General features: G+C 57.7%; 30 protein-coding genes. 17 read left to right on the top strand and 13 right to left on the bottom strand.

The genetic code is table 11. From position 1 onward, the window contains the following. Nucleotides 1-21: 21 nt before the first annotated feature. From AC2FI7_RS12445 to lpdA, 5 genes are all read left to right on the top strand, one after another. On the top strand, nucleotides 22-561 hold the full coding sequence (locus AC2FI7_RS12445) for a DUF805 domain-containing protein (RefSeq protein ID WP_496816099.1): 540 nt from the start codon (nucleotides 22-24) through the stop codon (nucleotides 559-561). Next, nucleotides 558-3515: a 2-oxoglutarate dehydrogenase E1 component gene (locus tag AC2FI7_RS12440; RefSeq protein ID WP_496816098.1), complete on the top strand. Its 2958-nt coding sequence runs from the start codon at nucleotides 558-560 to the stop codon at nucleotides 3513-3515. Before AC2FI7_RS12445 ends, AC2FI7_RS12440 begins: the two co-directional genes overlap by 4 nt. 3 nt (nucleotides 3516-3518) lie before the next feature. Beyond that, on the top strand, nucleotides 3519-5036 hold the full coding sequence (gene odhB / locus AC2FI7_RS12435; RefSeq protein WP_010443694.1) for a 2-oxoglutarate dehydrogenase complex dihydrolipoyllysine-residue succinyltransferase: 1518 nt from the start codon (nucleotides 3519-3521) through the stop codon (nucleotides 5034-5036). Nucleotide 5037: 1 nt separating this feature from the next. Next, the gene (locus AC2FI7_RS12430) at nucleotides 5038-5307 is read left to right on the top strand and encodes a hypothetical protein (protein ID WP_010443693.1); all 270 of its coding nucleotides are present in this window, start codon (nucleotides 5038-5040) and stop codon (nucleotides 5305-5307) included. Between the two features lie 71 nt (nucleotides 5308-5378). Further along, nucleotides 5379-6767 carry a dihydrolipoyl dehydrogenase gene (gene lpdA, locus AC2FI7_RS12425; protein ID WP_496816097.1) on the top strand — a complete coding sequence of 463 codons (1389 nt, stop codon included), beginning with the start codon at nucleotides 5379-5381 and terminating at the stop codon, nucleotides 6765-6767. A 17-nt stretch (nucleotides 6768-6784) separates the two neighbouring features. Here the strand turns inward: lpdA and AC2FI7_RS12420 are convergent, their stop codons facing one another. Further along, a complete protein-coding gene (locus AC2FI7_RS12420; RefSeq protein WP_496816096.1) occupies nucleotides 6785-7363 on the bottom strand; it encodes a TetR/AcrR family transcriptional regulator in 579 nt (192 codons plus the stop codon). 102 nt (nucleotides 7364-7465) lie between these two features. Here AC2FI7_RS12420 and AC2FI7_RS12415 point away from each other — a divergent pair, with 102 nt between their 5' ends. Then, the gene (locus tag AC2FI7_RS12415; protein WP_496816095.1) at nucleotides 7466-8059 is read left to right on the top strand and encodes an NAD(P)H-dependent oxidoreductase; all 594 of its coding nucleotides are present in this window, start codon (nucleotides 7466-7468) and stop codon (nucleotides 8057-8059) included. Nucleotides 8060-8080: 21 nt separating this feature from the next. Here the strand turns inward: AC2FI7_RS12415 and AC2FI7_RS12410 are convergent, their stop codons facing one another. Genes AC2FI7_RS12410 through AC2FI7_RS12395 form a run of 4 tightly spaced genes read right to left on the bottom strand, consistent with a single transcriptional unit; the run spans nucleotide 8081 to nucleotide 10986 of the window. Continuing rightward, nucleotides 8081-8686 (bottom strand): pyridoxamine 5'-phosphate oxidase family protein, encoded by a 606-nt coding sequence (locus AC2FI7_RS12410; protein ID WP_496816119.1) that lies wholly within the window; start codon nucleotides 8684-8686, stop codon nucleotides 8081-8083. Continuing rightward, nucleotides 8673-9413 (bottom strand): lysophospholipid acyltransferase family protein, encoded by a 741-nt coding sequence (locus AC2FI7_RS12405; RefSeq protein ID WP_496816094.1) that lies wholly within the window; start codon nucleotides 9411-9413, stop codon nucleotides 8673-8675. Before AC2FI7_RS12405 ends, AC2FI7_RS12410 begins: the two co-directional genes overlap by 14 nt. Continuing rightward, nucleotides 9413-10312, bottom strand: a complete 900-nt coding sequence (locus AC2FI7_RS12400; protein WP_010443680.1) for a cell division protein FtsX — start codon at nucleotides 10310-10312, stop codon at nucleotides 9413-9415. Before AC2FI7_RS12400 ends, AC2FI7_RS12405 begins: the two co-directional genes overlap by 1 nt. Continuing rightward, nucleotides 10309-10986, bottom strand: a complete 678-nt coding sequence (locus AC2FI7_RS12395; RefSeq protein WP_010443679.1) for a cell division ATP-binding protein FtsE — start codon at nucleotides 10984-10986, stop codon at nucleotides 10309-10311. The genes AC2FI7_RS12400 and AC2FI7_RS12395 overlap by 4 nt, the downstream gene beginning before the upstream one ends. Nucleotides 10987-11168: 182 nt before the next feature. On the opposite strand from AC2FI7_RS12395, the gene AC2FI7_RS12390 reads away from it, so the two are divergent. Beyond that, nucleotides 11169-11858 (top strand): zinc-ribbon domain-containing protein, encoded by a 690-nt coding sequence (locus AC2FI7_RS12390; protein ID WP_010443677.1) that lies wholly within the window; start codon nucleotides 11169-11171, stop codon nucleotides 11856-11858. Here the strand turns inward: AC2FI7_RS12390 and AC2FI7_RS12385 are convergent. From AC2FI7_RS12385 to argH, 5 genes are all read right to left on the bottom strand, one after another. Next, nucleotides 11855-14341 (bottom strand): TIGR02302 family protein, encoded by a 2487-nt coding sequence (locus AC2FI7_RS12385; protein WP_238528858.1) that lies wholly within the window; start codon nucleotides 14339-14341, stop codon nucleotides 11855-11857. The two genes, AC2FI7_RS12390 and AC2FI7_RS12385, sit on opposite strands and share 4 nt — an antisense overlap. 96 nt (nucleotides 14342-14437) lie before the next feature. Beyond that, complete coding sequence (lysA, locus tag AC2FI7_RS12380) at nucleotides 14438-15703, bottom strand: diaminopimelate decarboxylase (protein WP_010443672.1); 1266 nt, start codon at nucleotides 15701-15703, stop codon at nucleotides 14438-14440. Nucleotides 15704-15774: 71 nt separating this feature from the next. Then, a complete protein-coding gene (locus AC2FI7_RS12375) occupies nucleotides 15775-15924 on the bottom strand; it encodes a hypothetical protein (RefSeq protein ID WP_010443671.1) in 150 nt (49 codons plus the stop codon). Between the two features lie 81 nt (nucleotides 15925-16005). After that, nucleotides 16006-16188 (bottom strand): hypothetical protein, encoded by a 183-nt coding sequence (locus AC2FI7_RS12370; protein ID WP_010443668.1) that lies wholly within the window; start codon nucleotides 16186-16188, stop codon nucleotides 16006-16008. Then, a complete protein-coding gene (gene argH / locus AC2FI7_RS12365; protein ID WP_010443666.1) occupies nucleotides 16188-17576 on the bottom strand; it encodes an argininosuccinate lyase in 1389 nt (462 codons plus the stop codon). Before argH ends, AC2FI7_RS12370 begins: the two co-directional genes overlap by 1 nt. A gap of 21 nt (nucleotides 17577-17597) precedes the next feature. Between argH and AC2FI7_RS12360 the strand changes: the two genes are divergently transcribed. From AC2FI7_RS12360 to yddG, 10 genes are all read left to right on the top strand, one after another. After that, nucleotides 17598-18164, top strand: a complete 567-nt coding sequence (locus AC2FI7_RS12360; protein ID WP_010443664.1) for a TlpA disulfide reductase family protein — start codon at nucleotides 17598-17600, stop codon at nucleotides 18162-18164. 82 nt (nucleotides 18165-18246) lie between these two features. Next, nucleotides 18247-18576 (top strand): hypothetical protein, encoded by a 330-nt coding sequence (locus tag AC2FI7_RS12355; protein WP_010443662.1) that lies wholly within the window; start codon nucleotides 18247-18249, stop codon nucleotides 18574-18576. Between the two features lie 59 nt (nucleotides 18577-18635). Further along, on the top strand, nucleotides 18636-19022 hold the full coding sequence (locus AC2FI7_RS12350) for a hypothetical protein (RefSeq protein WP_029622271.1): 387 nt from the start codon (nucleotides 18636-18638) through the stop codon (nucleotides 19020-19022). Then, nucleotides 19019-19990 carry a sterol desaturase family protein gene (locus AC2FI7_RS12345; RefSeq protein ID WP_496816092.1) on the top strand — a complete coding sequence of 324 codons (972 nt, stop codon included), beginning with the start codon at nucleotides 19019-19021 and terminating at the stop codon, nucleotides 19988-19990. Before AC2FI7_RS12350 ends, AC2FI7_RS12345 begins: the two co-directional genes overlap by 4 nt. 90 nt (nucleotides 19991-20080) lie before the next feature. After that, the gene (locus tag AC2FI7_RS12340) at nucleotides 20081-20269 is read left to right on the top strand and encodes a hypothetical protein (protein ID WP_496816091.1); all 189 of its coding nucleotides are present in this window, start codon (nucleotides 20081-20083) and stop codon (nucleotides 20267-20269) included. 112 nt (nucleotides 20270-20381) lie between these two features. Further along, entirely contained in the window at nucleotides 20382-21215 is an 834-nt protein-coding gene (locus tag AC2FI7_RS12335; protein WP_496816090.1) for an EAL domain-containing protein, read from the top strand. Nucleotides 21216-21408: 193 nt separating this feature from the next. Further along, the gene (locus tag AC2FI7_RS12330; protein WP_170771978.1) at nucleotides 21409-22584 is read left to right on the top strand and encodes an acetyl-CoA C-acetyltransferase; all 1176 of its coding nucleotides are present in this window, start codon (nucleotides 21409-21411) and stop codon (nucleotides 22582-22584) included. 187 nt (nucleotides 22585-22771) lie between these two features. Further along, nucleotides 22772-23494 carry an acetoacetyl-CoA reductase gene (gene phbB / locus AC2FI7_RS12325; protein ID WP_496816089.1) on the top strand — a complete coding sequence of 241 codons (723 nt, stop codon included), beginning with the start codon at nucleotides 22772-22774 and terminating at the stop codon, nucleotides 23492-23494. Between the two features lie 303 nt (nucleotides 23495-23797). Further along, nucleotides 23798-24745, top strand: a complete 948-nt coding sequence (locus AC2FI7_RS12320) for a transcriptional regulator GcvA (RefSeq protein WP_010443650.1) — start codon at nucleotides 23798-23800, stop codon at nucleotides 24743-24745. Continuing rightward, nucleotides 24742-25608 (top strand): aromatic amino acid exporter YddG, encoded by an 867-nt coding sequence (gene yddG, locus AC2FI7_RS12315; protein WP_010443649.1) that lies wholly within the window; start codon nucleotides 24742-24744, stop codon nucleotides 25606-25608. The genes AC2FI7_RS12320 and yddG overlap by 4 nt, the downstream gene beginning before the upstream one ends. Here the strand turns inward: yddG and AC2FI7_RS12310 are convergent. The 3 genes from AC2FI7_RS12310 to AC2FI7_RS12300 all read right to left on the bottom strand — a co-directional run bounded on the left by AC2FI7_RS12310 (nucleotide 25605) and on the right by AC2FI7_RS12300 (nucleotide 26876). After that, nucleotides 25605-25769, bottom strand: coding sequence for a YdcH family protein (locus tag AC2FI7_RS12310; RefSeq protein WP_010443648.1), 165 nt, complete (start codon nucleotides 25767-25769; stop codon nucleotides 25605-25607). The genes yddG and AC2FI7_RS12310 overlap by 4 nt on opposite strands. A 115-nt stretch (nucleotides 25770-25884) precedes the next feature. Beyond that, nucleotides 25885-26664, bottom strand: a complete 780-nt coding sequence (locus AC2FI7_RS12305) for a tRNA1(Val) (adenine(37)-N6)-methyltransferase (RefSeq protein ID WP_010443647.1) — start codon at nucleotides 26662-26664, stop codon at nucleotides 25885-25887. After that, nucleotides 26661-26876: a putative signal transducing protein gene (locus AC2FI7_RS12300; RefSeq protein ID WP_010443646.1), complete on the bottom strand. Its 216-nt coding sequence runs from the start codon at nucleotides 26874-26876 to the stop codon at nucleotides 26661-26663. Before AC2FI7_RS12300 ends, AC2FI7_RS12305 begins: the two co-directional genes overlap by 4 nt. Between the last annotated feature and the right edge of the window lie 46 nt (nucleotides 26877-26922).

The following is a 26922-nucleotide window of genomic DNA, read 5'->3' as shown; positions in this document are numbered from 1 at the left end:
GCTTTGGGAGGAGCGGCAAACATGACTTTCGGCGAAGCCATTAAAACCTGTTTCTCCAAGTTTTTCACCTTTTCGGGCCGTGCCTCGCGGCCCGAGTACTGGTTCTTTTTCCTGTTCATCGCGATCTGGAGCATCATTGCCGGGATCATCGACTGGCAGTTCTTCACTCAGGTCGCAGTGACTGAAACCGAAACATCCAAATCCGTCACGGCCACCTCAACAGGCCCGGTACAAAGCATCGTCAGCCTGATCGTCTTTTTCCCGCATCTGGCCGTTGCATGGCGGCGGATGCATGATACCGGGCGCAGCGGGCTTTATGCTCTGCTGCCGATCCTGCTGATCCTCGGTGCGCTGGCGGTTCTCATCTTTGGCATCGGCCTCGCCAGCCAGTTCCATGGCGGCACGTTGGATATCCTGTTCACCCGCGCAACTCTTCTTATCGTCATTCCGACACTTCTTGTCCTGTTTGTGTCGCCCCTCCTGGTTCTGTGGTGGCTGACCCGCCCCAGCGAACCAGGCACCAACCAATACGGTCCCAACCCATATGAGGTAGCTCAATGACCGAACACTCGCCCAACACTGCCTTTCATGCCTCAAGCTTCATGCAGGGGCATAATGCCGAATATCTGGAGCAGCTTTATGCCCAGTACACCAAGAACCCGGGCGCTGTGGATGCCGCCTGGGTCGAGTTCTTCAAGGCCATGGGCGATGACGCGCCGGATGTGCAGCGCGAGGCCGAGGGGCCTTCGTGGGCACGCAGCGATTGGCCTCCGATGCCAGCGGACGATCTGACGGGCGCTTTGACCGGTGAGTGGGCCGAGATCGATGCCAAGGCGGCTGGAAAGAAGATCAAGGAAAAGGCGGCAGACAAGGGCGTTGAGGTCACCGACGACCAGATCAAGCGCGCGGTGCTGGACAGCCTGCGGGCGCTGATGCTGATCCGGGCCTATCGCATCCGGGGTCATCTGGCCGCTGATCTGGACCCGCTGGGTATGCGCGCGGCAAGCACGCATCCTGAGCTGGACCCCAAGACCTACGGCTTCACCGATGCCGACATGGATCGCCCGATCTTCATCGACAACGTGCTGGGCCTGCAGATGGCCTCCATGCGCCAGATCGTCGAGATCGTGAAACGGACATACTGTGGCACCTTCGCGCTGCAATACATGCATATCTCGAACCCGGAAGAGGCCGCGTGGTTGAAAGAGCGGATCGAGGGGTACGGCAAGGAAATCGCCTTCACCAAGGAAGGCCGCAAGGCGATCCTGAACAAGATGGTCGAGGCCGAGGGCTTCGAGAAATTCCTGCATGTCAAATACATGGGCACCAAGCGGTTTGGTCTGGACGGTGGCGAGGCGCTGATCCCCGCGATGGAGCAGATCATCAAGCGCGGCGGTGCTCTGGGCCTGAGCGATATCGTCATCGGGATGCCGCACCGGGGGCGTCTGAATATTCTGGCCAACGTGATGGGCAAGCCCTATCGCGCCATTTTTAACGAATTCCAGGGCGGCAGCTTTAAGCCCGAAGACGTGGATGGCTCGGGCGATGTGAAATATCATCTGGGGGCCTCCAGCGACCGGGAGTTCGATGGCAACAGCGTACACCTGTCGCTGACCGCCAACCCTTCGCACCTTGAGGCGGTGAACCCGGTGGTTCTGGGTAAGGTCCGCGCCAAGCAGGACCAGTTGAACGACGAAGACCGCACCAAGGTCATGGGCATTCTGCTGCACGGCGATGCGGCCTTTGCCGGACAAGGTGTGGTGGCTGAAGGGTTCGGCCTGTCGGGTCTGAAAGGGCACAAGACCGGTGGCACCATGCATATTGTGGTAAACAACCAGATCGGCTTTACCACCGCGCCGCATTTCAGCCGCTCCAGCCCCTATCCAACGGATATCGCGCTGATGGTTGAGGCTCCGATCTTCCATGTGAACGGCGACGACCCCGAGGCGGTGGTGCATGCGGCCAAGGTGGCGACCGAATTCCGTCAGAAGTTCCACAAGGACGTGGTGCTGGATATCTTCTGCTATCGCCGGTTTGGACATAACGAGGGCGATGAGCCGATGTTCACTAACCCGATCATGTACAAGAAGATCAAGACGCATAAGACCACGCTGTCGCTGTACACGGAACGTCTGGTCAAAGACGGCCTGATCCCCGAAGGCGAGATCGAGGATATGAAGGCCGCCTTTCAGGCCCATCTGAACGAAGAGTTCGACGCCGGGAGGGACTATAAGCCCAACAAAGCCGACTGGCTTGATGGGCGCTGGTCGCATCTGGACAAGAACAAAGAAGAATACATGCGCGGCGAAACCGCGATCTCAGCGGAAACGCTGGCCGAGATCGGGGCCGCCCTGACCACAGCACCCGAAGGTTTTGCGATGCATAAAACCGTCGGACGATTGCTGGAACACAAGAAACAGATGTTCGAAAACGGGACCGGCTTTGACTGGGCAACTGGCGAGGCTCTGGCGTTTGGCTCGCTGCTGACCGAGGGCTACCCAGTGCGACTGGCCGGACAGGACGCGACGCGAGGTACATTCAGCCAACGCCATTCCGGATTTGTCCATCAGGAAACCGAAGAGCGCTACTACCCGCTGAACAACATCCGCAAGGGGCAATCTCATTATGACGTGATTGACTCGATGCTGAGCGAATATGCGGTCTTGGGATTCGAATACGGATATTCTCTGGCCGAGCCTAACGCTCTGGTCCTTTGGGAAGCACAGTTCGGTGATTTCGCCAACGGCGCGCAGATCATGTTCGACCAGTTCATCAGCTCGGGTGAAAGCAAGTGGCTGCGGATGTCCGGTCTGGTCACGTTGCTGCCGCACGGGTTCGAAGGGCAAGGCCCGGAACACTCATCCGCGCGCCTGGAAAGGTTCCTGCAGATGTGCGGTCAGGACAACTGGATCGTGGCGAACTGTACGACGCCCGCGAACTATTTCCACATCCTGCGCCGTCAGTTGCACCGGACTTTCCGCAAACCTCTGATCCTGGTGACGCCAAAGTCGCTGCTGCGTCATAAACTGGCGGTTAGCACGGCGGATGACTTCACCACAGGCTCCAGCTTCCATCGGGTGCTGTGGGATGACGCGCAGAAGGGCAACTCTGACACCAAGCTGGTGGCGGACGACAAGATCAAACGCGTCGTCATGTGTTCTGGCAAGGTCTATTTCGACCTTCTGGAAGAACGCGATGCGCGCGGCATCGATGACATCTACCTGATGCGAATCGAGCAATACTATCCCTTCCCTGCGCATTCGCTGATCAACGAACTTGAGCGTTTCAAAGGTGCCGAGATGGTCTGGTGTCAGGAAGAGCCCAAGAACCAGGGGGCCTGGACCTTTATCGAACCCAATATCGAATGGGTTCTGACCCGCATTGGCGCAAAACACACCCGTCCGGTCTATGCCGGTCGCGCAACCTCGGCCTCGCCTGCAACGGGTCTGGCCAGCCAACACAAAGCCCAACAAGAAGCGCTGGTGAACGAAGCGCTGAGCATTGAAGGAAAGTAAACGATGACGATTGAAGTTCGTGTTCCCACGCTGGGCGAGTCTGTCACCGAAGCCACCGTTGCGACATGGTTCAAGAAACCCGGCGACGCCGTTGCAGTTGATGAAATGCTTTGTGAGCTGGAAACTGACAAGGTGACGGTCGAAGTGCCCTCGCCTACCGCAGGTGTGATGGGCGAGATTGTCGCTGCCGAAGGTGAGTCAGTGGGTGTCGATGCATTGCTGGCCACCATCACCGCTGGCGAAGGGACAGCGCCTGCTCCGGCAGCGGCGGCCCCGGCCCCAACTGCAGCAGCGGCGGCTGCGGCAGGTGGCAGCGTGGACGTTATGGTGCCGACGCTGGGCGAATCCGTGACCGAGGCAACCGTTTCGACATGGTTCAAACAGGTTGGCGACAACGTCGCACAGGATGAGATGCTGTGCGAATTGGAAACCGACAAGGTCTCGGTCGAAGTTCCGGCCCCGGCGGCAGGCGTTCTGGCTGAGATCGTTGCGCCCGAAGGCAGCACGGTCGATGCGTCTGCCAAGCTGGCGGTGATCTCGGGCTCGGCCGCAGGTGTGGCAAGCGCTCCGGTTGCGGCCGCTGCCGCTCCGACTGCAGCCAGCACAGGTAAAGACGTGGACAACGCACCATCAGCTGAGAAAGCGATGGCCGAAGCCGGTCTGACCGCCGATCTGGTCACCGGCACCGGTCGCGATGGGCGTATCATGAAAGAAGACGTGGCAAAGGCAGTTGCTGCAGCAGCTACAGCCCCAGCGCCTACGGCGGCTGCGCCCGCCCCCGCTGCCCAAGCTCCACGCGCTCCTGTGGCTGCCGAGGATGCAAGCCGCGAAGAGCGCGTGCGCATGACCCGTCTGCGCCAGACCATCGCCAAGCGCCTGAAGGACGCGCAGAACACAGCGGCCATCCTGACCACCTATAACGAGGTGGACATGACCGAGGTGATGGCCCTGCGTAATCAATACAAAGACCAGTTCGAGAAAAAGCACGGCGTGCGTCTGGGCTTTATGTCCTTCTTCACCAAGGCCTGCTGTCATGCGCTGAAAGAAGTGCCCGAAGTGAATGCCGAGATCGACGGCAATGACATCGTCTACAAGAACTTTGTGCATATGGGCGTCGCCGCTGGTACGCCTCAGGGACTGGTGGTTCCGGTGATCCGCGACGCCGACAGCATGTCCTTCGCAGCGATCGAGAAAGCCATTGCTGAAAAGGGCAAGCGCGCCCGCGACGGCAAGCTTTCGATGGCTGAAATGCAGGGCGGTACGTTCACGATCTCGAACGGTGGCGTCTATGGCTCGTTGATGTCTTCACCGATCCTGAACCCGCCGCAATCAGGTATTCTGGGAATGCACAAGATTCAGGACCGCCCGATGGTCATCAATGGCGAGATCAAGATCCGCCCGATGATGTATCTGGCTCTGTCCTATGACCACCGTATTGTTGACGGCAAGGGTGCGGTGACCTTCCTGGTTCGCGTGAAAGAAGCGCTTGAAGACCCACGCCGCCTGTTGATGGATCTATAAGATGGCAACACATGTACTCTGGCAGGCCGATGTGGCCGATTTCGACGCCTGGCTAAAAGTGTTCCGCGAGGATATGCCGATGCGTAAGGCCGCGGGTATCCGCGACCTGCATGTCTGGCGTGATCCCGATCAGAAGGACCATGCGATTGCAATGTTCGAGGTCGTGAACCTAGACAAGGCCCGTGCCTTTTTCGGGTCCGAGGAACTGGCGATGCATCACGAGCGTGGTGGGATTGCGCATATCTCGATCAAGCTGCTGGAACCCGTTTGACAAAAGATATTTCTGACCCACGAAATCGGGTTGGGGAAGTGCCGGGCGACCGGTCGATTTAGGAGAATGTAATGGCAAATTATGACGTCATCGTAATCGGCGCCGGACCCGGCGGCTATGTCTGCGCAATTCGCTGCGCTCAACTGGGTCTAAAGACCGCTGTGGTCGAAGGGCGCGAGACGCTGGGCGGGACATGCCTGAACGTGGGCTGCATCCCCTCGAAAGCTTTGCTGCATGCGAGTCACCAGTTGCACGAAGCTGAACATAACTTTGCCAAGATGGGTCTGAAGGGGAAATCGCCTTCGGTCGATTGGAAGCAGATGCAGGCCTATAAGGATGAAGTCATCGATGGCAACACCAAGGGCATCGAGTTCTTGTTCAAGAAGAACAAGATCGATTGGCTGAAAGGTTGGGGCTCGATCCCCGCTGCGGGCAAGGTCAAGGTTGGCGATGAGGTGCATGAGGCCAAGAACATCATCATCGCGTCAGGCTCTGAGCCGTCGGCGCTGCCCGGCGTCGAGGTTGACGAAAAGGTCGTAGTGACTTCGACCGGAGCGCTGTCTCTGGGCAAAGTTCCCAAGAAAATGATTGTGATCGGTGCCGGTGTGATCGGGCTTGAGCTGGGTTCGGTCTACAGCCGTTTGGGCGCCGAGGTGACGGTGATCGAATTCCTCAAGGAAATCACGCCGGGCATGGACCCGGAGGTGCAGAAGACCTTTCAGCGTATTCTTAAGAAACAGGGTTTGAAATTCGTCATGGGCGCTGCGGTGCAAAAGACCGAAGCGACCAAGACCAAAGCCAAGGTGACGTACAAGCTGCTCAAAGACGACAGTGAGCATGTAATCGACGCCGATACCGTGCTGGTGGCAACCGGGCGCAAGCCGTACTCGGACGGTCTGGGGCTGGACGCTCTGGGCGTCGAGATGACCCCGCGCGGCCAGATCAAGGTCGGTAGTGATTGGCAGACCAATGTGCCGGGCATCTACGCCATCGGCGACGTGACAGAAGGCCCGATGCTGGCACACAAGGCTGAAGACGAGGGCATGGCCGCAGCTGAACAAGTCGCGGGTAAACACGGTCACGTAAACTATGGGGTCATTCCAGGTGTCATCTACACCTGGCCCGAGGTGGCCAATGTGGGTGAGACCGAAGCGACACTCAAGGAACAGGGCCGCGCCTACAAGGTCGGCAAGTTCATGTTCATGGGCAATGGCCGAGCCAAGGCGAATTTTGCGGCCGACGGATTCGTCAAGATTCTGGCAGACAAAGATACTGATCGCATTCTGGGCGCACATATCATCGGCCCCGCGGCCGGAGACCTAATTCACGAGGTCTGCGTCGCCATGGAATTCGGCGCCTCAGCCGAAGATCTGGCCCTGACCTGCCATGCGCACCCGACCTATTCCGAAGCCGTGCGTGAGGCGGCGCTCGCCTGTGGTGACGGGCCGATTCATAGCTGAATGACCGACCCTGGCGATTATCTCGCCGGGGTCAACCACGCCTCAAGATAAACCTTAAGCCTGTCGCTGAAGCTTGTTGAAACGTGCAGCGCGCAAAACCTCAGCGACATGGCCTGAATTGCAAATGCCTGCACTCCTTCGGCCAAAAGCTCTGAAGGAACGTCTTGGCGAACATCTGCATCTTCGAGCCACATCATCACAACGCGAAAGTATCGTTCAAAGAAATATGCGATTGGACCTATCTCGGCTATTGCCGTTGCGCCGGAATACCTGATGAGCAGGTCGAATACATAGCGTTCAACCGTCATGAAGCCGTGCACGGGCGCTAAGGCCGCGATGATCTGTGGCACTGATTTTGGGGGCTTTCCGGCCTCTGCCTGATCAAGGCAGGCATTCAGTTTTTCCGCCAGCAGGATTTCCATCAGCGCATCCTTGTCGCGAAAATGCGCAAAGAATGTTCCCTTGGCTACGCCCGCAGCCTGTACCACCTCTTCCACACGCAGAGCTTCGTACCCGCCCTTCTGAATTACGTCCTCGGCGGCTGAGATCAGACGCGCACGCGTTTTGAGAGTTCGTTTTTGAATTGGTCTTTGCATAGTGTTTGCTTGCATATTTTTTGACCACGGTCAAATTTATTATTGACCACGGTCATTTTTCGCGCTTACAAAGTGACCGTGGTCATTTTTAGGAGATTCGCAATGCCAACCAAGAAGATACTCGTCCTCAATGGGCACCCCGCCGAAAACAGCCTGTCGCGCACCTTTGCACAAACCTACGCAGACGCAGCCATTGCCAAAGGGCATGAGGTTCGCATGGTGCATCTGAGTGATCTGCAGTTCGATCACGACTTTGGTCAGGGAAATTATGAAGATTTCAAACCGCTTGAGCCCGTGCTTGAACAGGTATTGCTGGACATCGAGTGGAGCGAGCACCTGGTCCTGACGACACCGATGTGGTGGGGCGGTCTACCAGCCAAGCTGAAGGGCCTGATCGACCGGACGTTCATCCCCGGACGGACGTTCGATACGCGGAACACAACAAAGATCGGTTTGCCAGCACCGATGCTGAGCGGACGCACCGCAAGGGTAATCCTGACGTCAGATACGCCGGGCTGGTTCATGCGTTTGATCTATCGGCAGGCGCTGTTGCGGCAGCTTCGCGACCAGGTTCTGGGCTTTGTTGGGTTCAAGCCTACCCGCTTTACCTATTTTGCCAGCGCAAGCTATCCGAAACCCGGAAGCGTTGAACGTTGGATCGGCAAAGTGGCCAGAATGGGAGCCGCCGCGCTTTGAAGTTACTACGTGGGAAAGCTGCTACCACATAGTCTTTGCGGCGCGGGCACCCCATTCCTGATCATATTTCGCGCCGCCCTCTTCACCCGATGTCATTTCAGACAGAATCTCGCCAACACTCGGAAGGCCATCGGTTTCATCACGACCGCTCCAGGTTCCGGCTCGGATCAGGGCGCGGGCACATTGGGTGTAGATCTCGGATACCTCAATCAAAATCACGGTCGCAGGGCGCTTTCCGTTTTTCTCGAAACGGGCGCGCAGGTCGTTGTCATCGGTCAACTGAGCATTCCCATTTACCCGAACCACGTTGTTCGAGCCGGGCACCAAAAACATCAGCGACACTCGGGGATCCTGAACGATGTTTCGCAGTGAATCCAGACGGTTGTTTCCTCGCCAATCCGGCAGGGCCAAAGTGCCCGGATTCAGTTCCAATACGACTGATCCGTCGTCTCCGCGCGGGCTGCCATCGACACCTTCGGGGCCGACGGTGCTAAGAATGCACAGGCGCGAGGCCATGATCCACTTGCGATAGAGCGGAGTAAGTTGCCGCGCCACCTTGCGTATAGATGGCGCACCGGGCGTCCCGTAGAGCGCTTCGAGCGTAGCGATGTCCTTAATGAACTCCATCCGGATCAAACCCCACTTCCTGCATCAATTCGTTCGACCGTGTCTCAATCACGTATTCCAGCCGCTCAAGAAAGTCATTTCGTGCAACGCCGGGCTCGATTGGATTAAGGAAATCGACAATCGCGTTGCCCGGCTTGCGCAGGACACCGGTTCTGGGCCAGAAGACACCCGCATTGGTGGCAACGGGTACGCACGGGAACCCGAGGCCTTCATACAAAACCGCCGTTCCGACCTTGTAGGGCTTGTGCACACCCGGCGCGACGCGCGTTCCCTGCGGGTAGATCACCAACTGTCCGGGTTCGCTGAACTCGCGCGCAACATCTTTGACCATCTTGGCCACCGCTGCCCCTCGTTTGCCGCGATTGACCGGGATACAGCCCAGACGGCGCGCATACATGCCAATGACCGGCGTCCACAAAAGCTCGCGCTTCATGATGAATTTGCCGTGCGGGATGGCGTCGAAGATTATGATGATGTCCAGAAACGACTGGTGCTTGGCGCCGATCACAACCTCACCATGAGGCACCTCTCCGCGCACTTCACAACGAATACCAACCATCCAGCGGGCCAACCATTTGGTCGTCCGCGCATAGGTCTTACAGGCGCGCAAAGCGCCACTTTTGGCAAACAACGCATAGGGGGCAAAGATGATCCCGAGGACCAGCATCCAGGCGTAGATAGTGATCATGAAGATCAGCGACCGGACCCATTGAATGGCCATGAACATCACGAAAGCTCCTTTAACTTGCGCTGTGCTGCCGACCATGTGGCCAGAAATGCAACGGCGGCACCCAACACTGGTATCAGCACCGGCAGTAGCCATCCAATCCCTTGAAACCCAAGCCCTGTAAGAAATCCACCAGTGTCCGAGGCCTCGGGTAGCAGTAAAACACCAGACATACCTAACAGGGTTCCAACCGCCGCCCCGAAAAGCGCGCGGAAGGTAAAGCGCCGCACAAAAGCTCTGGCGATGAACCGATCCCGCGCGCCGACCTGACGCAGTACCTCGATAATCTGCGCATTGGCGGCAAGTGAGGCGTTGGCGGCTAGGGTGATCATAGCGGCAGTAGCGCCACCAATCAGCAGGATCGAAATCCAGCCCAGACGCCGCAGTGAATTGGCCGCATCAACCAATGGCTCGCGCCAGCGGGTGTGATCATCCAGCACCGCGCCCGGCACTTCTGCCCCCAATCTCAGGCGCAGACCAGCCGCATCCAGGCCGGGCTCCCCTTCGATAATCTCGATCAGCTGCGGGATTGGCAATGTGTCCAGAGGCAAGTCCGGTCCGAACCAGGGCGACAGCAGTGTGGCCTGTTCTTCGCTCGTCAACGCGCGGGCCGAAGCGACCCCCGGCGTCTGTTGGAGAACGTTCAAAGCTGCCTCGGTTTGCGCCGCACGTTGATCCGCAGGGGCATTGATCCGCAATGTCGCAGCCCCTGCCAGTTCCGAGGCCCAGCGATCCGCCACACGGCCCGAGGCCAGCGACAGGGCCAGTGCAAATACTGCGAGAAATGCCATCGCGCCCGAGACAAACAGGGTCAGCTGAGCAGTGAAACCAGTAGGTGGCACAACGCGATCAGCGCGAGTGTCGCGGCGCAGCAAATTTCGGATCATGCCCTTGCTCATAGATCCGCCCCCGCAAGTTGCACCCGGCGCTGCGCGATGCGCAGAACACGGGCCTGAACCTGGCTTTTCGCGGCGCGGATCAGGCTTAGGTCATGGGTGGCGATCAGCACGGTTTTACCCATCCGGTTCAGTTCGATCAGCAGGCGCAGCAGACGTTGAGACATCTCCCAATCCACGTTGCCGGTGGGCTCATCCGCAAGCACCACGTCAGGCGACAAAATGACCGCGCGGGCCAAGGCGGCACGCTGGCGTTCCCCACCCGACAATTCGGGCGGGTGTGCTTCGAGTCTGCTTCCAAGTCCGACCCAGCTCAGCAGCTCGGTCAGGTCGTCTTGCTGCCCATTCTCAGAGCGCCCAGAGACCATCAGCGGCAGCGCAACATTTTCGGCCAGCGTCATGTGATCCAGAAAGCGGCAATCCTGATGCACCACGCCGATCCGACGGCGCAGCAGCGCCATCTGGTCACGGTCCATGCTGGCGATATCTTCGCCAAAGGCCATCAACTTGCCCGAGGTTGGCAGCAACGCGCCATAGCAGAGTTTCAGCAATGTGGTTTTGCCCGCACCAGATGGGCCGGTCAGAAAGTGGAACGAACCCGGCTGCAACTGCAGCGAAACATCGCTCAGCAATTCGCCGCCGCCGTAGGTATAGCTGATATTGTCCAGCTCGATCACGCCTGCCCCCATTGTTCTGCTCACCTCTTGCCCGAGCGCAGCGCTGGATTCAATGCCTCGGGCGGGGCCAATTGGCGACACTTGGCCCGCGAAACCGAAAACACGCTTTGCTGTTGGGTCTTAACGGAATATCATCCCTGAAAAAACTATTATCAGGCCAGCCTTGAAGGCCAGGAGGCAGAATGCGTTTAACGTGTCCGAATTGCAGCGCCCAGTACGAAGTCCCGGACGAGGTGATCCCAGAAGACGGGCGCGAAGTGCAATGCTCCAATTGCGAAAAGACCTGGTTTCAGGAAAAACACCCTGCCACCGGCGAAACAGAGGCCGAGGCAACGCAGGAAATAGACTCGCCGGATCCTGTAGAGGTCAAAACAGTCGCCGAAGCATCTCATGATGAGAGTGCCAGCAACATAGATCCCGCAGTTTCTAACATCCTAAAGGAAGAAGCCGCGCGCGAGGCTGATCTGCGAGAGCGTGAAGGCAGTAGTCTAGAAAGCCAGCCTGATCTGGCCCTTGACCCACCCGAAGAGCCAAAGGTCAAATCCAATAGACCTTCCGCCACTGAATCAGCAGCCGATGCAGGTCAACGCGATGAGCTACCTGATGTTGAGGCAATCAATTCCGGCCTACGCAGCGATCTCAGCTCGGACGAGGCTGAAACAGATGCACCGGCTCGCAAATCCGGTGGATTTTTACGTGGCTTCGCGCTGATACTGATCATCGGCGTTATTCTGTTTCTGATCTATGGCAATGCTAGCCAGATCAGCGAAGCGGTACCGCAAGCTGATCCGGTGCTGAAATCTTATGTATCAATGGTCGATCAGGCGCGTTTGTGGTTAGAATCACAGACCGGTGGCGCAGGACAGAACTAAAACCTTTCGAGCAAGCGCTTGAGGTACTCCAGCTCAATCTGAGGCCGATCCTGTTCGCCAGTGCGGCGACGGATTTCATCCAGCAGCTCGCGCGCTCGGCGATAGACGTCTTCGCCCTGCAACAGGTTATCATCGGTCGAGATCGACCCTGCCGATCCCGGCGCGCGGCCCAACGGGTCGCGGTTGTTGGCTTGCATATCACCCGCTTCCGTACCCTGCCCCGGCTGGTTTTGCTGGTTCTGCGCCATGGCCTCACCCAGTGATCGCATCCCCTCGCGCAGCGCTTCCATCGCTTCGGACTGCCGGTCGATCGCCTCGGCCAGATCATCGCTGCGCAAGGCGTCTTCGGCCTCGTCCATCGCTCGCCCTGCACGGCCCAGCGCGTCACGTGCGGCATCACCTTCAGGCGTGCCGCCACCCGGCAGGCTTTGTTCCTGCCGTCCCAGTTCATCTCGCAGCGCTTGTTGCCGATCCGCCAGAGATCCCTGACCTTGCTGCCCCGCACCTGCCTGATCCTGACCCTGGCCCTGTCCGCCCTGACCTTCGTGGCTTTGTCCACGCCCGAGCCCGCCGCTGCTGCCTTCATTGCCCTGACTTTCGCCGGATTGGGCTCCTGGATTGAACTGTTCCTGTAGATCTCGGAAGGCCTGATCGCTCAACCCTTGCTGTTCCCGCAGAGTTTCCGCCAGCCCCTCCATGGCCTGCTGACCTTCGGATTGGCCACCCTGGCCTTGCCCTTGTGTGACGCGCATGTTTTCCATCATCTGTTGGAACTCTTCCAGCGCCTGCTGCGCTTCGGCCATGCGGCCCTGTTCCATCAGCTCCTGAATGCGATCCATCATCCGCTGCAGGTCATCTTGCGTCATCTGCAGCGTTTCGCCGTTCTGGCCTTGTTGGTTCTGACCATCTTCGCCGTTTTCTTGGGCGAGACGCTGAAGCTGTCGCATATAATCCTGCGTTGCTTCGCGCAGCTCTTGCATCAACTCAGCGATTTCCTCATCGCTGGCACCGTTCTGCATTGCTTCGGTCAAACGCTCTTGCGCGCGGCGCATCCGCTCCAAAGCGTCAGCCAGTGTTCCGTCCTCGATCAGAACAGCGAGATCCCATAGCGCCTGCGCGATCTCTTCCTGCTGTTTGAGGTTTAGCGCACCGTGCCGATCAAAGGTTTCCAACCGACGCAAGATCACCCTCAGGCGCAAGTAGGCGGTGTCCGAGCGGAACAAATCTTCGGGCAGATGCGAGACGGCACGCAACAATTGTGCGACGCGCAGTGAATTGTCGCGCGACCAGAGTAAATCGCGCCGTTGTTCAGCGACCGCGGCAGCCAGTGGATCAAAGAAACGCCGGGCAGGCAGATCGGCCAAATAAGGCTCGGCCACCGATTCCTGATCTGCCGCATCAACGGCCAAGAGGGTAATTTTCACCGGCAAATGCGCCCAGGGGTGCTGCGAGAAATCCTCGATCAGGTCTTCGGTAAAATCCGTCCTGTCGCCGGTGATCGGCATCGGAAGCTCGACCGTGATGATCTCGCGCGGCTCCGGTTCAGTCGCCAGGCCAAATTCACGATTCACAGCAGGCAGATTCAACTCGATCCGAGCCGTGCCTGAAATGATGCCATAGTCGTCGGACGCCGCGAACGGTAGTTTCATCTGTCCGCCAGCTTCGGCCTCAGCAGCGCCCGCCACCTCGATCTGTGGTTTAGTGTCCGCGAGTATGTCCAGCGCCCAATCGCGTCCAGCCGGACCTTCGATCCGCAACTGGCCCGAGCGATCGGCAACAAAGTCCTGCTCTGCCTCGGTTGCGGCCTCGGTTCCAAGCGGCGTCGTCGTCTCGGTCAAGCTGTGTGCACCAATCTCCCCGTAGAACCGCAGCGTGATGCGGCTGCCTTTGGGCACCGTAAGTGTTGGATCAGTTTGATCAGCAAGGTAAAGCGTCGGCAAGCCCGTATAACGTGGCGGTTCAACCCAGCCTTCCCACGTTGGTCCCTGCCCGGCCTGCGCGGTCCCTGGCGTCATATCCGCCACCGAGCCAATCCGCCAGAACGATCCGAACAGTCCAGCAACGACCAAAGCCAGCAGCGCGGCGTACCGCAGAGCATAAGGGTCACGAGAGGCCAACCGTAGGTCGGGTTTCACCGGATCGGCCTTTGAAGCACGGTCTGCCATGCGCGCCTGGTGTGCTTGCCAAAGTGCTACCGAATCCGCATCCATCGCACCGATCGCCTGATCGTCCATCAGCGCCTGAATCGGGCGACCGGACAGGGTTTCGTCCAGCCGAACCAGCGCCTCGGCACGGGTTGGCAGGTGGAACCGCCGGATTCCCAAGATCGCGGTCGCAATCAACGCAATCAATCCAACAGCCGCAGAAATCCAGACGGTTTCGATGCGCACAAGATCCTGCAGCCCAAGCATCAGTGCTGCGAGCAACGCCATGAGAATTGAATAGAAGGGCCAGAAGGCGCGCATCACCTGCTCGGCCAGCATGCCCCCATGCGTCAGCCACAGGGACAGTCTTGGAATCGGCAGGGTCTGGTTCTCGCGCAAGGCGGGCCTCCTGATCCGGCCCGCGCGCCTATCGCGTCAGAGCCACTCTGGTATGGTATCGCGGTTTATGATTTCGTCAAAGCTTGGGCGTTCACGAATTACGGCAAATTGATCCCCGTTCACCAGAACTTCAGGGATCAGGGGGCGCGTATTGTACTCGCTGGACATCACCGCGCCATAGGCCCCCGCGCTGCGGAAAGCGATAAGATCACCCGATTTCAGGGGAGGCATATTGCGCTGCTTGGCAAATGTATCGCCGGATTCGCAAACAGGACCGACAATGTCATAGGGCCTTTGTTCGACCCCGGCGGCGGGTTCGTCGACGGCGACTATATCATGATGCGCTTCATACATAGCGGGGCGGATCAGGTCGTTCATCGCCCCGTCAAGGATCAGGAAATCGCGGTCTTCACCGGATTTGACGTAAATAACCCTGGACACCATCAGACCCGCATTACCCGCAATCAGTCGGCCGGGCTCGATCTCGATCTCACAGCCCAGATGGCCCAGCGTTTTCTTGATCATCGCGCCATATTCAACTGGCAAGGGCGGCGCGTCATTGGAACGCGTATAGGGAATGCCCAATCCACCCCCAAGATCAAGGCGCCGAATATTGTGCCCTTCGGAGCGCAAACGCTCAGTGAGTTCCGCGACCTTGTTATAGGCCAGCTCAAACGGCTCCAATTCGGTCAGTTGCGAGCCGATATGGACGTCGATCCCGATCACTTCGAGGCCCGGCAGGCTTGCAGCCAACGCATAAACCTCGGAGGCGCGCGAGATCGGGATGCCAAACTTATTCTCGGACTTTCCAGTAGCAATCTTGGCATGGGTCTTGGCATCGACATCCGGGTTCACCCGAACGGTGATCGGCGCATTCACGCCCAATTCTAGCGCGACCGCATTGATCACCTGCATTTCAGGCTCGGATTCGACGTTGAATTGCCGAATCCCACCAATCAGTGCCGTGCGAATCTCATCTGCAGTTTTGCCAACGCCCGAGAAGACGATCTTTTCGCCGGGCACGCCTGCAGCCTTGGCACGCCGGTATTCTCCGCCAGAAACCACATCCATCCCCGCACCTGCCTGAGCCAGCGTCTTCAGGATTGCCTGATTGCTGGCCGCTTTCATCGCGTAGCAGACAAGGTGGTCGGTGCCCTCAAGCGCGTCATCGAACAGCTTGAAATGCCGCAGCAAAGTAGCCGTCGAATAAACATAAAACGGGGTCCCGACCGCTGCAGCGATTTCGGAGATTGGCACATCCTCGGCGAAAAGCGCGCCGTCGCGGTAGAGAAAATGATCCATACCGCGCGCTTAGACCAAAAGAGGCATGTGGATCAAATGATTCCAGCCATCTGCAGAAATCCCATCGCTATCTAGAAGGTCTTCGATGCACCGATCCGCGCATATCCAGATACCGAAATTCCTGTCGAGCGGGCTTCGGGCTCAGGTTTGGGTTGTGGTTTGTATGCCGGGTCGCAAGCTGCAAGAACGACAAGTGCCAAGATCAGGCCAAAGAATTTCATGTCGCCACCTTACGTCCAGAGGAGCAGCGTGCAGCTGGTTGTTCTGCTCACATGGGGATGACAAATACAAATGGCAATGCCTCAGAGCCCCAGAAATACGCCCAGACCACCGCGACGCACGCCAACCCCGACACCGCCATAAGTGCCGCTGCTGCCAACGCCAACACTTGCGCTCATGGTGGGTTGGATGGGTTCGCCGTCAGCGCCGCAGCCAGCCAGAGCCGCTGCAACCGCAATCAACAGCACCACGCGTCGTATATGCATTACACTAGCGCCTTCCATCGCTTGATCTGGGCTCGCACCTGATCCGGTGCGGTGCCTCCATAGGACTGGCGCGAGTTTACCGAATTTTCGACCGTAAGAACAGAATAGACATCATCAATGATGTCAGCATGAACCGACTGCATGTCCTCAAGCGTCAAGTCAGGCAGTTCGCAGTCTTTGCTCTCGGCCATGGCAACCAGCGAACCGGTTACGTGGTGCGCATCGCGGAACGGCAGGCCTAGCACACGGACAAGCCAGTCGGCCAGATCGGTTGCAGTTGAGAAACCGGACCCTGCAGCAGCTGCAAGGCTGTCGCGGTTGGCGGTCATGTCCTTGACCATCCCTTCCATTGCGGCAAGCGCCAGCATCCAGTTGTCGGCGGCATCAAAGACCTGTTCCTTGTCTTCCTGCATGTCCTTGGAATAGGCCAGCGGCAAGCCCTTCATCACCATCATCAACGCTGTATTGGCGCCGTAAATGCGACCCACTTTCGCGCGGATCAATTCCGCGGCATCGGGGTTCTTTTTCTGCGGCATGATTGACGAGCCGGTCGAGAACCGGTCGGACAAAGTGACAAAACGGAATTGGGCCGAAGACCAGATTACCAGTTCCTCGGCGAAGCGCGACAGGTGGACCGCACAGATCGAAGCGGTCGACAGGAACTCCAGCGCGAAATCGCGGTCGCTGACAGCATCCAGCGAGTTGGCTGCGGGGCGATCAAAGCCCAGTGCTTCAGCGGTCATATGTCGATCGATTGGGAAAGAGGTCCCCGCTAGCGCAGCAGCGCCCAAGGGGGATTCGTTCATCCGCGCACGCGCATCGCGGACGCGGGACAGGTCGCGGCCAAACATCTCGACATAGGCCATCATATGGTGGCCCCAAGTCACTGGCTGCGCGGTTTGCAGATGGGTAAAGCCTGGCATGACCCAATCGGCACCAGCCTCGGCCTGCGCCAAAAGCGCGCGGATCAAGGCCAGAAGACCGGTTTCTGCCGCGTCCAGCTGATCGCGGACCCAGAGTTTGAAATCGGTCGCGACCTGATCATTCCGGCTGCGACCCGTGTGTAATCGGCCTGCTGGCTCTCCGATCACCTCTTTCAACCGCGCCTCGACATTCATATGAATGTCTTCCAGCGCGGTCGAAAACTGAAACGTACCGTTCTTGATTTCTGACAAAACGGTGAGCAGCCCTTCCCGAATAGCCTGCGCATCACTATCAGTTATAACGCCTGTGGCAGCCAGCATGGCGGCATGGGCGCGCGAGCCTGCAATGTCCTGGGCTGCCATCCGCTGATCGAACCCGATCGAGGCATTGATTGCCTCCATGATCGCGTCTGGACCGGCGGCAAAGCGGCCGCCCCACATCTGGTTCGAAGATTGATCGGTCATGTAAGAAAACCCGGAGTTGATATGCGCCTATTTCGTCTGATCCCCCTTTATATGGCCCTTGCGCTGGGTGCAAACGCCGCTTTGGCAACGGATGCCGAGACGCTTGGTCCGCTGCGTGACGGAACCCTGAAGCGGTTGATCTTGCACAAGGAACCGAAAGAGGCCAAAACGATCGAGTTCCAGTTGGAAGATGATGGCGGTGTCGGCACGCTGGAAGATTATGCCGGCAAATACGTGTTGGTGAACTTCTGGGCCACATGGTGTGCCCCCTGCCGCAAGGAAATGCCGCAGATTGCTGAGCTTCAGGAAGAATTTGGCGGCGACAAGTTCCAAGTGCTGACATTGGCCACTGGCCGTAACACGCCTGCAGGGATCAAGAAGTTCTTTGACGAGAACGGCATCGACAACCTGCCACGCCATCAGGACCCTAACTCTGCCGCCGCACGCGAATTCGGTGTCATCGCCCTGCCGATTACCGTCATTCTGAACCCCGAAGGGCAGGAAATTGCGCGCCTGATCGGCGATGCGGAATGGAACTCGGAAAGCGCGAAGTCAATCATTTCGGCTCTGGTAGAGGCCAATAGCTAAAGCCGCCCGCTTCATTTTGTGTTAGACTGAAACCGGCCCCGTTGGGCCGGTTTTCGTTTGTGATCAGCAAAATGGAGGCCATATGAAGCCAGTAGTATTACTGATCGGCCGTTTGCCGAATGTAATCGGTGACGTTGCACAGCAGTTGGATCATTTACCTATCCAATGGCTGGGCGCACATGATCAGAATGAGGTCCGGCGACAACTGGACACCGAACCCCGCATCGCCTGCGCCATCATGGGTGCCGGTCTGGACGACAATATACGCGGTGAAATGGTCGGCATCATTGCCGCGCGCCGTCCCGATATCTGCATCCATCTAAAAGATCGCACATCGGGCCCCGAGGGTTTGGTGCCCTTTGTCGAACGGGTGGTGCAACACGAAGTTCTGGACGGCCTGAAGCACGGCTGACGCCACGCCACCTTTGACAGGCAATTCGACCTCTTGCAGTTTGTCCGCAGGAGGATCGAATGCCGCTGGAAATTCTGTTGGGACTTGTCGTCGGCGGCATTGCCGGGATCACGCTATTGTTGCATCTGACGGGCAGATCTCGTTTGCGCCTACTGACGCCTGAAACCGCACAAATCCAATGGCTTCGACACTTCCCTGATGACACAGTCATTGATGTCACGGTCGCCCATGACGGTCATGCCGCCCTTGTACGAACCGAGACAGGCGCCGGGTTGCTGTGGTCCTTCGGGGCTGACACCGTAGCCCGGCATCTGCTGGATTTCGACAGGATCGACCATCCCGATGGGTTTGAGGTTCAATTTCACGATTTCAGCACTCCGCGCGTACTCATCCATCTCGACGAAACCGAGTGCCGCCACTGGCAACATCTGATGGAACCCGCATGACTGATCACGTAAGCTTTCCCGACGCGGTGCAATGGGCCGTACCGTTTTTCATCGCCGCCATTCTGGCGGAATTTCTATGGATCGCCGTCAAAGGTCAGGGCGGGCGGTATGAGACGCGCGATGCCGTGACTTCGTTGATCATGGGGGCGGGCAACATTGCCTCAGGCTTTTTGCTGGGCTTCATCGCGTATGCGTTTTTCATGTGGCTGTGGCAAATCACGCCGCTGAACCTGGGCACTTCGATCCCGGTCATCATCCTCTGCTTTGTGCTGGATGATCTGCGCTATTATTGGGTGCACCGGTTCGGGCACCGTATCCGCTGGGTCTGGGCCAGCCACGTGAACCACCACAGCTCGCAGCACTATAATTTGACCACTGCGTTGCGTCAGACCTGGACCTATACTCTCACCTTCATGATGGTGGTGCGTGCGCCGCTGATCCTGCTGGGCTTTCATCCCGCAATGGTGCTGTTTGTCGGCGGCCTGAACCTCATCTATCAATTCTGGATTCACACCGAAGCGATTGGCAAATTGCCCCGCCGGTTCGAGGCCGTGATGAACACCCCCAGCCACCACCGCGCCCATCACGGACGCAATGCACGCTATCTAGATTGCAATTATGCCGGTGTGTTCATCATCTGGGATAAGCTGTTCGGCACGTTCGTTCCCGAGCAAGAGGGTGACAAGGTCGACTATGGCCTCGTACACAATATCGGCACCTTCAATCCACTGCGCGTGGCGTTTCATGAATGGGTCGGAATTTGGAGGGATTCCACACAGCCTGGGCTGACATTGCGCCAGCGATTAGCTTATTGTTTTGCGCCTCCGGGCTACAGCCATGATGGTAGCCGAGACAATTCCGAGCAGATCAAGGCCAAACATCTTGTCCGCCATCCGGAAGATTGCGGAACACCGGGGTTTGAGCAATTCGACCCGCAGGCGTCCGCCACCGCGCCAAAGCGGGCCTAAGTCTCAAAAAGACCTTTTCTCTGCTTGATTTTTGGCACAGCTGCTCCATATCCGAAAGGTGATTTAAGTAAGCATTCTCCGGAGACCCGCATGTCAAAATTGCTGAGAATTTCTACCGTTGCTGGTTTGCTGGGTCTTGTCACCACCATGGCCGCCGCGCTCAACGGAGCTGTCCCGACTATTTTGGGACTCGGATTTGTTATGGCCGCGCTTGGACTGTTCGGAGCACTGGTTGGCGCGGCGGCTTCGCTGCGGCATGCCTGGCAGTCCACACACTGATCACCTGCCCAGCACCTGCAGATAAATACACGCTCGTTAACTCCGGTTTTACCTGTCTTGCCTGAAACTGTTGTCCGGACCGTAAACGTCGGGATCAGAGGAATGGTAGAGTATGGGAAACAGGAAGCGCGCGGACCTGCCTGAAGGGTCAAACAACCCGTTGAGCGCCGCCGTCACCTCTCGGGACCAATCCGTCGTTCAGATGGCCACTGAAGCGGTAAAGCACAAGCAATGCAGGCTGGCGTTTCAACCCGTTATTCAGGCCCACCCCCCGCAAGGGATCGCTTTTTACGAAGGGTTCATCCGCGTATTGGATGAAACCGGTCGCGTCATACCCGCGCGCGAGTTCATGCCACAGGTCGAAAACACGCCCATCGGTCGTGATCTGGATTGCATAGCGCTCGAGATGGGATTGCGCACCCTGATCAGAAATCCCGGCATTCGCTTGTCCATCAACATGTCCGCCCGATCCATCGGTTATTCCAACTGGTCGCGTGTACTGGATAGGTTCCTGAAAAAAGACGCAAGCCTGGGCGAGAGGTTGATTCTAGAAATCTCTGAAGCGTCAGCCATGCAGGTGCCCGAGCTGGTGGTTGACTTCATGGATCAGCAACAAGCCCGCGGGATCGCCTTCGCGCTGGATGACTTCGGAGCCAGCAACTTCAGCTTTCGCCATTTTCGCGAGTTTCTTTTCGACGCCGCCAAGATCGACGGGCAGTTCATACGTGGCGTCAGTAACAACTCTGACAATCAAGCGCTGGTGCGCGCGCTGATCGCCGTAGCACGTGAATTTGAAATTCTCGTCACCGCCGAATCGGTCGAGATCGCTGAAGATGCTGCTTTTCTGATCGAAAATGGGGTCGATTGCCTGCAGGGCTTCTTGTACGGCGCACCTTCGGTCTCCCCACCTTGGATCAAAGAAAAATCCTCGAAAACAGGCAGTTGATAGAAAGAAGCCACGCAAAGATACACGGCAGTCAACTCTGAGACAAGCTGCCCGTTGCTGCAGATGCAGCATTGCGGTATTGCAGAAGGTGCTGGAGCGGGGAACCCGAGGCGCTCTTGTATCCGGAGAAAGCCTCTCCACGACCTGCGCCGTCAGATTTCCCACAAGACCATGACGGTAAAGGATTGACTGTATGACCAACGTAGTAATCGCATCCGCCGCACGTACGGGCGTCGGTAGCTTTAGCGGTTCGTTTGCGAACACCCCCGCACATGATTTGGGCGCTGCCGTCCTGGAGGCCGTTGTCGAGCGCGCCGGGGTCGACAAGGGTGAGGTAAGCGAAACCATCATGGGTCAGGTCCTGACCGCCGCACAAGGGCAGAACCCCGCCCGTCAGGCGCATATCAATGCAGGTCTGCCGCAGGAAAGCGCGGCATGGGGCATCAATCAGGTTTGCGGTTCGGGTCTGCGCGCTGTCGCTCTGGGCGCTCAGCACATCCAGTTGGGCGACGCCGAGATCGTGGCTGCAGGTGGACAAGAGAACATGACCCTATCACCTCACGCCGCCGCCCTACGCGCCGGTCACAAGATGGGTGACATGAAATACATCGACACTATGATCCGCGATGGTTTGTGGGATGCCTTCAACGGCTATCACATGGGTCAGACCGCCGAAAACGTGGCCGAGAAATGGCAGATCAGCCGCGACATGCAGGATGAATTCGCTGTTGCTTCGCAGAACAAGGCCGAAGCAGCCCAAAACGCTGGAAAATTCGCCGACGAGATCGTGCCCTTCACCATCAAGACCCGCAAGGGCGACATCGTGATGGACAAGGACGAATACATCCGCCATGGCGCGACCATGGAGGCGATGGCCAAACTGCGCCCAGCTTTCACCAAGGATGGCTCGGTCACGGCGGCAAATGCTTCGGGCCTGAACGATGGTGCCGCAGCCACCCTGCTGATGTCGGCCGAGAACGCCGAAAAGCGCGGAATTGAGCCTCTGGCCCGTATCGCCTCATACGCGACCGCCGGGCTGGACCCGTCAATCATGGGTGTCGGCCCGATCTACGCTTCGCGCAAAGCGCTGGAAAAAGCGGGCTGGTCGGTTGACGATCTGGATCTGGTCGAGGCCAACGAAGCATTTGCTGCACAGGCCTGCGCCGTGAACAAAGACATGGGTTGGGATCCGTCGATCGTAAATGTGAACGGCGGTGCAATTGCCATCGGTCATCCAATCGGTGCCTCGGGCTGTCGGGTTCTGAACACCCTGCTGTTCGAAATGAAACGCCGCGACGCGAAGAAGGGTCTTGCGACCCTTTGCATTGGTGGCGGTATGGGCGTCGCATTGTGCGTGGAGCGCGACTAATTGCGCTGAAAACTAATTACAAAAGGGCGTCCACAGGGCGCCCTTTTTTGTTACAATCGGATCATATCCCTAAACTGCGACAATATCGCCGGACAGAAAGATTAATTCGATCGCGAAACGATATTGCGCAACCTTAACTCTCAGAGTAACAGAATTACCAAGACGACTAAATTTGGAGGAGTCCTAAATGGCACGTACAGCACTCGTAACCGGCGGTTCCCGCGGCATCGGCGCAGCAATTTCCAAGGCGTTGAAGGCCGAAGGATATAATGTTGCCGCCACTTATGCAGGCAATGACGAAGCCGCCGCAAAGTTCACCAAAGAAACCGGTATCAACACCTATAAATGGAATGTTGCGGATTACGACGAATCCAAAGCGGGCATCGAAAAAGTCGAGGCCGAGGTCGGCCCGATCGACATTGTGGTCGCCAACGCAGGTATCACCCGCGATGCGCCGTTCCACAAGATGACGCCTGAGCAATGGCATCAGGTGATCGACACGAACCTGACGGGTGTCTTCAACACTGTTCACCCTGTTTGGCCGGGCATGCGCGAGCGTAAATTTGGCCGGATCATCGTGATCAGCTCAATCAACGGCCAGAAAGGTCAGTTCGCCCAGGTGAACTATGCCGCAACAAAAGCAGGCGATCTGGGTATTGTAAAATCGCTGGCACAGGAAGGCGCGCGGGCCGGTATCACCGCCAATGCAATCTGCCCCGGCTATATCGCGACCGAGATGGTCATGGCAGTGCCGGAAAAAGTGCGCGAATCGATCATTGGCCAGATCCCCGCAGGTCGCCTGGGTGAGCCGGAAGAGATTGCGCGTTGCGTCGCCTTTCTTGCCTCGGACGATTCGCAGTTCATCAATGGCTCGACCATTTCGGCCAACGGTGCACAGTTCTTCGTCTGAACCAACGGCATTGGAACGAAAACGGGCCGGTCCATCAAGGACCGGCCCTTCTTTTATCCCGTAAGTCCGCGCGCGCTGCAGTCAGCGGGAACCAAAAATCATTCGCCAGATGCTCCTGACCGCTTTGCCGCGCTCGCAATGCGCCTTTTGAAAGGCGCGCTGAACCGAAGGATGGGTTGTCATCTCAATCATGTTTGCCTCTTTCTCAGATCAGTTTCATTTGACTTACTCCGATGATGAGGCATATTTCTCTGGTCTACAAACGAGCTTTTTCGTATAATCAGTTAAGGAAATTTTAACTGAATGAGCGACCGCCTGCCACCATTGACCGCATTGCGTGCCTTTGATGCCGCCGCGCGGCACATGTCTTTTGCCAAGGCCGCGGAAGAGCTACACGTCACCCCCGCTGCACTGTCCTTTCAGATCAAATCGCTTGAGGAGCACCTCGGGCAACCGCTGTTTCGCCGCCTGAACCGCGCCGTTGAACTAACCGAGGCAGGGCGCATTTTAGCACCCGGCGCAGCAGAGGGATTTACGACACTACAGACAGCATGGGCTGCAACACGAAGGTTTCAGCGCATCGGGACGCTGACTCTCACTGCCGGACCAGCCTTGACCGCGAAGTGGTTGGCCCCCCGCTTGTTCGAGTTTGCACGACTACATCCGGACATCGAACTGCGGCTATCCGCATCACTAAAGGTTATCGACTTGCGGCGCGATGATGTGGACGCGGCGATCCGATTTGGAATATCTGACGACGCAGACTTGGCTTCTTACGCCGCCAGACCAGATTGGGTGACGCCGATCATGACACCTGAACTGCATGAGAGGTTCCAGACACCGGAATCGCTGCGTGACGCACCGCTGATATTTGATGATTCCCTCTTCAAGGTCGCCCCTGGTTGCGATTGGCCGTCCTGGTTCCGCGCCGTTGGTATGTCGTATTCACCTGCAACTGGCACCCATTTTTCTCAACCTGATCACGCGATAGATGCAGCCTGCGCCGGGTTGGGGGTTGCACTGGGGCGGCGGCCTTTAATCATCAAGGATGTGAGCGAAGGCCGACTTGTCGCCCCGTTCAAAGTGGCGGTGCAGACCGAAGCGCGGTTCCGATTCATTTGCCTGCCCGAAGCCAAAGACCGCCCACAAATCGCTGCTTTCCGAGAATGGTTCTTTGCAGAGATCGAAAAAACCGCGCATATGTGGGACGACTTTGAGATCATCCCAGAAAAGGAACTTGGACGCCCATGACTCGTTCCCGTGCGACCGCAATCGGCTTTGTCGCCGTCTTGCTGTGGTCCCTGCTGGCCTTGTTTACCGTGGGCTCGGCCCCCACTCCACCTCTGTTGCTGAACGCAATTTGTTTTACGATCGGTGGAACTTTGGGCTTGATCTGGACTATAGCAAATGGCGGTCTGAAGCAGTTGGGCCAGATCGCATGGACCACGTATCTGTTCGGTGCAATTGGGCTTTTCGGATATCACGTTCTGTATTTCTCAGCCCTGCGCATGGCACCCGCCGCTGAGGCGGGGCTGATTGCTTATCTCTGGCCTTTGCTCATTGTTTTGCTGTCCGGCCTGCTCCCCGGCGAACACCTGAAACCTGGCCACCTGATCGGCGCTAGCCTAGGCTTTGCCGGGGCTGCAGTGATCATTACTGGTGGCAGCAGTGCAGGGTTTCAGGCGCAACATCTGCCCGGTTATGGGCTGGCCCTTTTGTGTGCGCTGACCTGGTCAGGCTATTCGGTTCTGTCGCGAAGGTTGGGCGATGTACCGACAAGTTCGGTTGCGGTGTTCTGCATCATCACAGCAATAGCCTCTTGGGCGCTGCATTTTGCAATTGAAGAAACAGTCTGGCCGAAGGGCGCAATAGGCTGGGCCTCAACCCTCGCCTTGGGTTTGGGCCCGGTCGGGCTGGCGTTCTATGTTTGGGATATCGGAGTTAAACGCGGGGACATTCAAATCCTCGGCACCGCCTCATACGCGGCACCATTGCTATCGACGCTTGTATTGGTTCTGGCCGGGATCGCCGCCCTGTCGTGGGGATTGGCGATCGCGGCCTTGCTTGTCACCGGTGGCGCTGCAATCGCTGCCCGCGCCAGCCTGAAGGCTTAGGCCGACAGGCGCTCGATCTCTTCTTTCAGCTTCAGTTTCTGCTTCTTGAGCTGTGCAATATGGAGATCGTCAATACCAGGTGAGCGTTGAGCTTCTTCTACTTCAAGACCGAGAATTTCGTGTTTTTTCTTCAACTCCGTCAGATGCGCGCTCACGCTCATGGCGGTCCTCCTTCTCTGGTTTGGTAAGTATGACGTAAGAAGTTGATCACATCATTTCCAGACTGTCACGCTGCAGACGCACAGAATCTGTAATAAATCCGACAAATTCGGCTGGTCATTGCCGATCTGAAGCGAATCCGGCCAGTGCGGCGCCATCGCGCAGCACCGCCGAAACCTCGGGGGTATAACTTTCACCATCTTTAAGGTGCCGATCCCCCTGATGCATAATCAGCGGAGATTGTAACCGAAAGCTGGCGCGACCTCCCTTACGAGCTCGTAGAATCACCAACTCGGCCAGGCGGCCCACGCGTGCAGAAAGAGGCAACACTTCGGCCGACCCCAAACGGCCACTGCATGCAGCCAGTATGTCTGGCAAGCGATCCGCTTTCTGGATCATGTGCAAGTATCCTCGTGGTGCTAACCGCCGGGCCGCGACATCTATCCACTCTGTTAGTGGGGTGTTTTCACCTAAAGCAATTTGCCGTCCCGGATCGGTCGATGGGCTATGTGCACCCGGCTTGTAATAAGGCGGATTAGCGATGACATGATCAAACTGTGCTTGTTTCAGGTCTCTGGGTAGCGCGCTCAGATCAGCCTCGACCACCGACAGGTCCATTGCGTTCTGAGTGGCATTTCGACGCGCCAGTTCCGCATAAGCGGGTTGCAGTTCGACCCCTGTCGCCTGCAATTGCGGAACACGTGCCAACAAACACAAAATAGCGGCTCCCGCGCCGCATCCGAGCTCTAACACCGACTGACCCTTGAGGGCAGGAACCGAAGCGGCCAGCAAGACAGGATCAACACCCGCGCGATACCCAGTCTTTGGTTGCCATAATCGCACACGACCACCCAGAAATTCATTCAGCGTCAGCTCATTGTCGGAAAACAAGCTCATCGCCCCAGCGGTATCTCGTTATCAAGCATAACGCGCTCGGCGCGGGTCAGATCATCAGCGCGCACCATCAAGCGACGAGGGAAGATTCCTATGCCCCCTTCGAGGATGCTCATATTTACGTCCATCTGAAAGCAGTCTATATCCTCGCCCTCAAGGAGAGCCGTTGCAAAAGCCAGGACTGTCGGATCGGTGCTGCGCAATAGTTCTTTCATGGGGATGGATGTAAGGGCAAGGTGACTGGGATGTCGAGCCTTGTAT

The organism is Ruegeria sp. YTSA064 (assembly GCF_059610325.1).
Note: the sequence above shows the minus strand (reverse complement) of the source record. Positions and strands in the feature narration are given on the sequence as shown.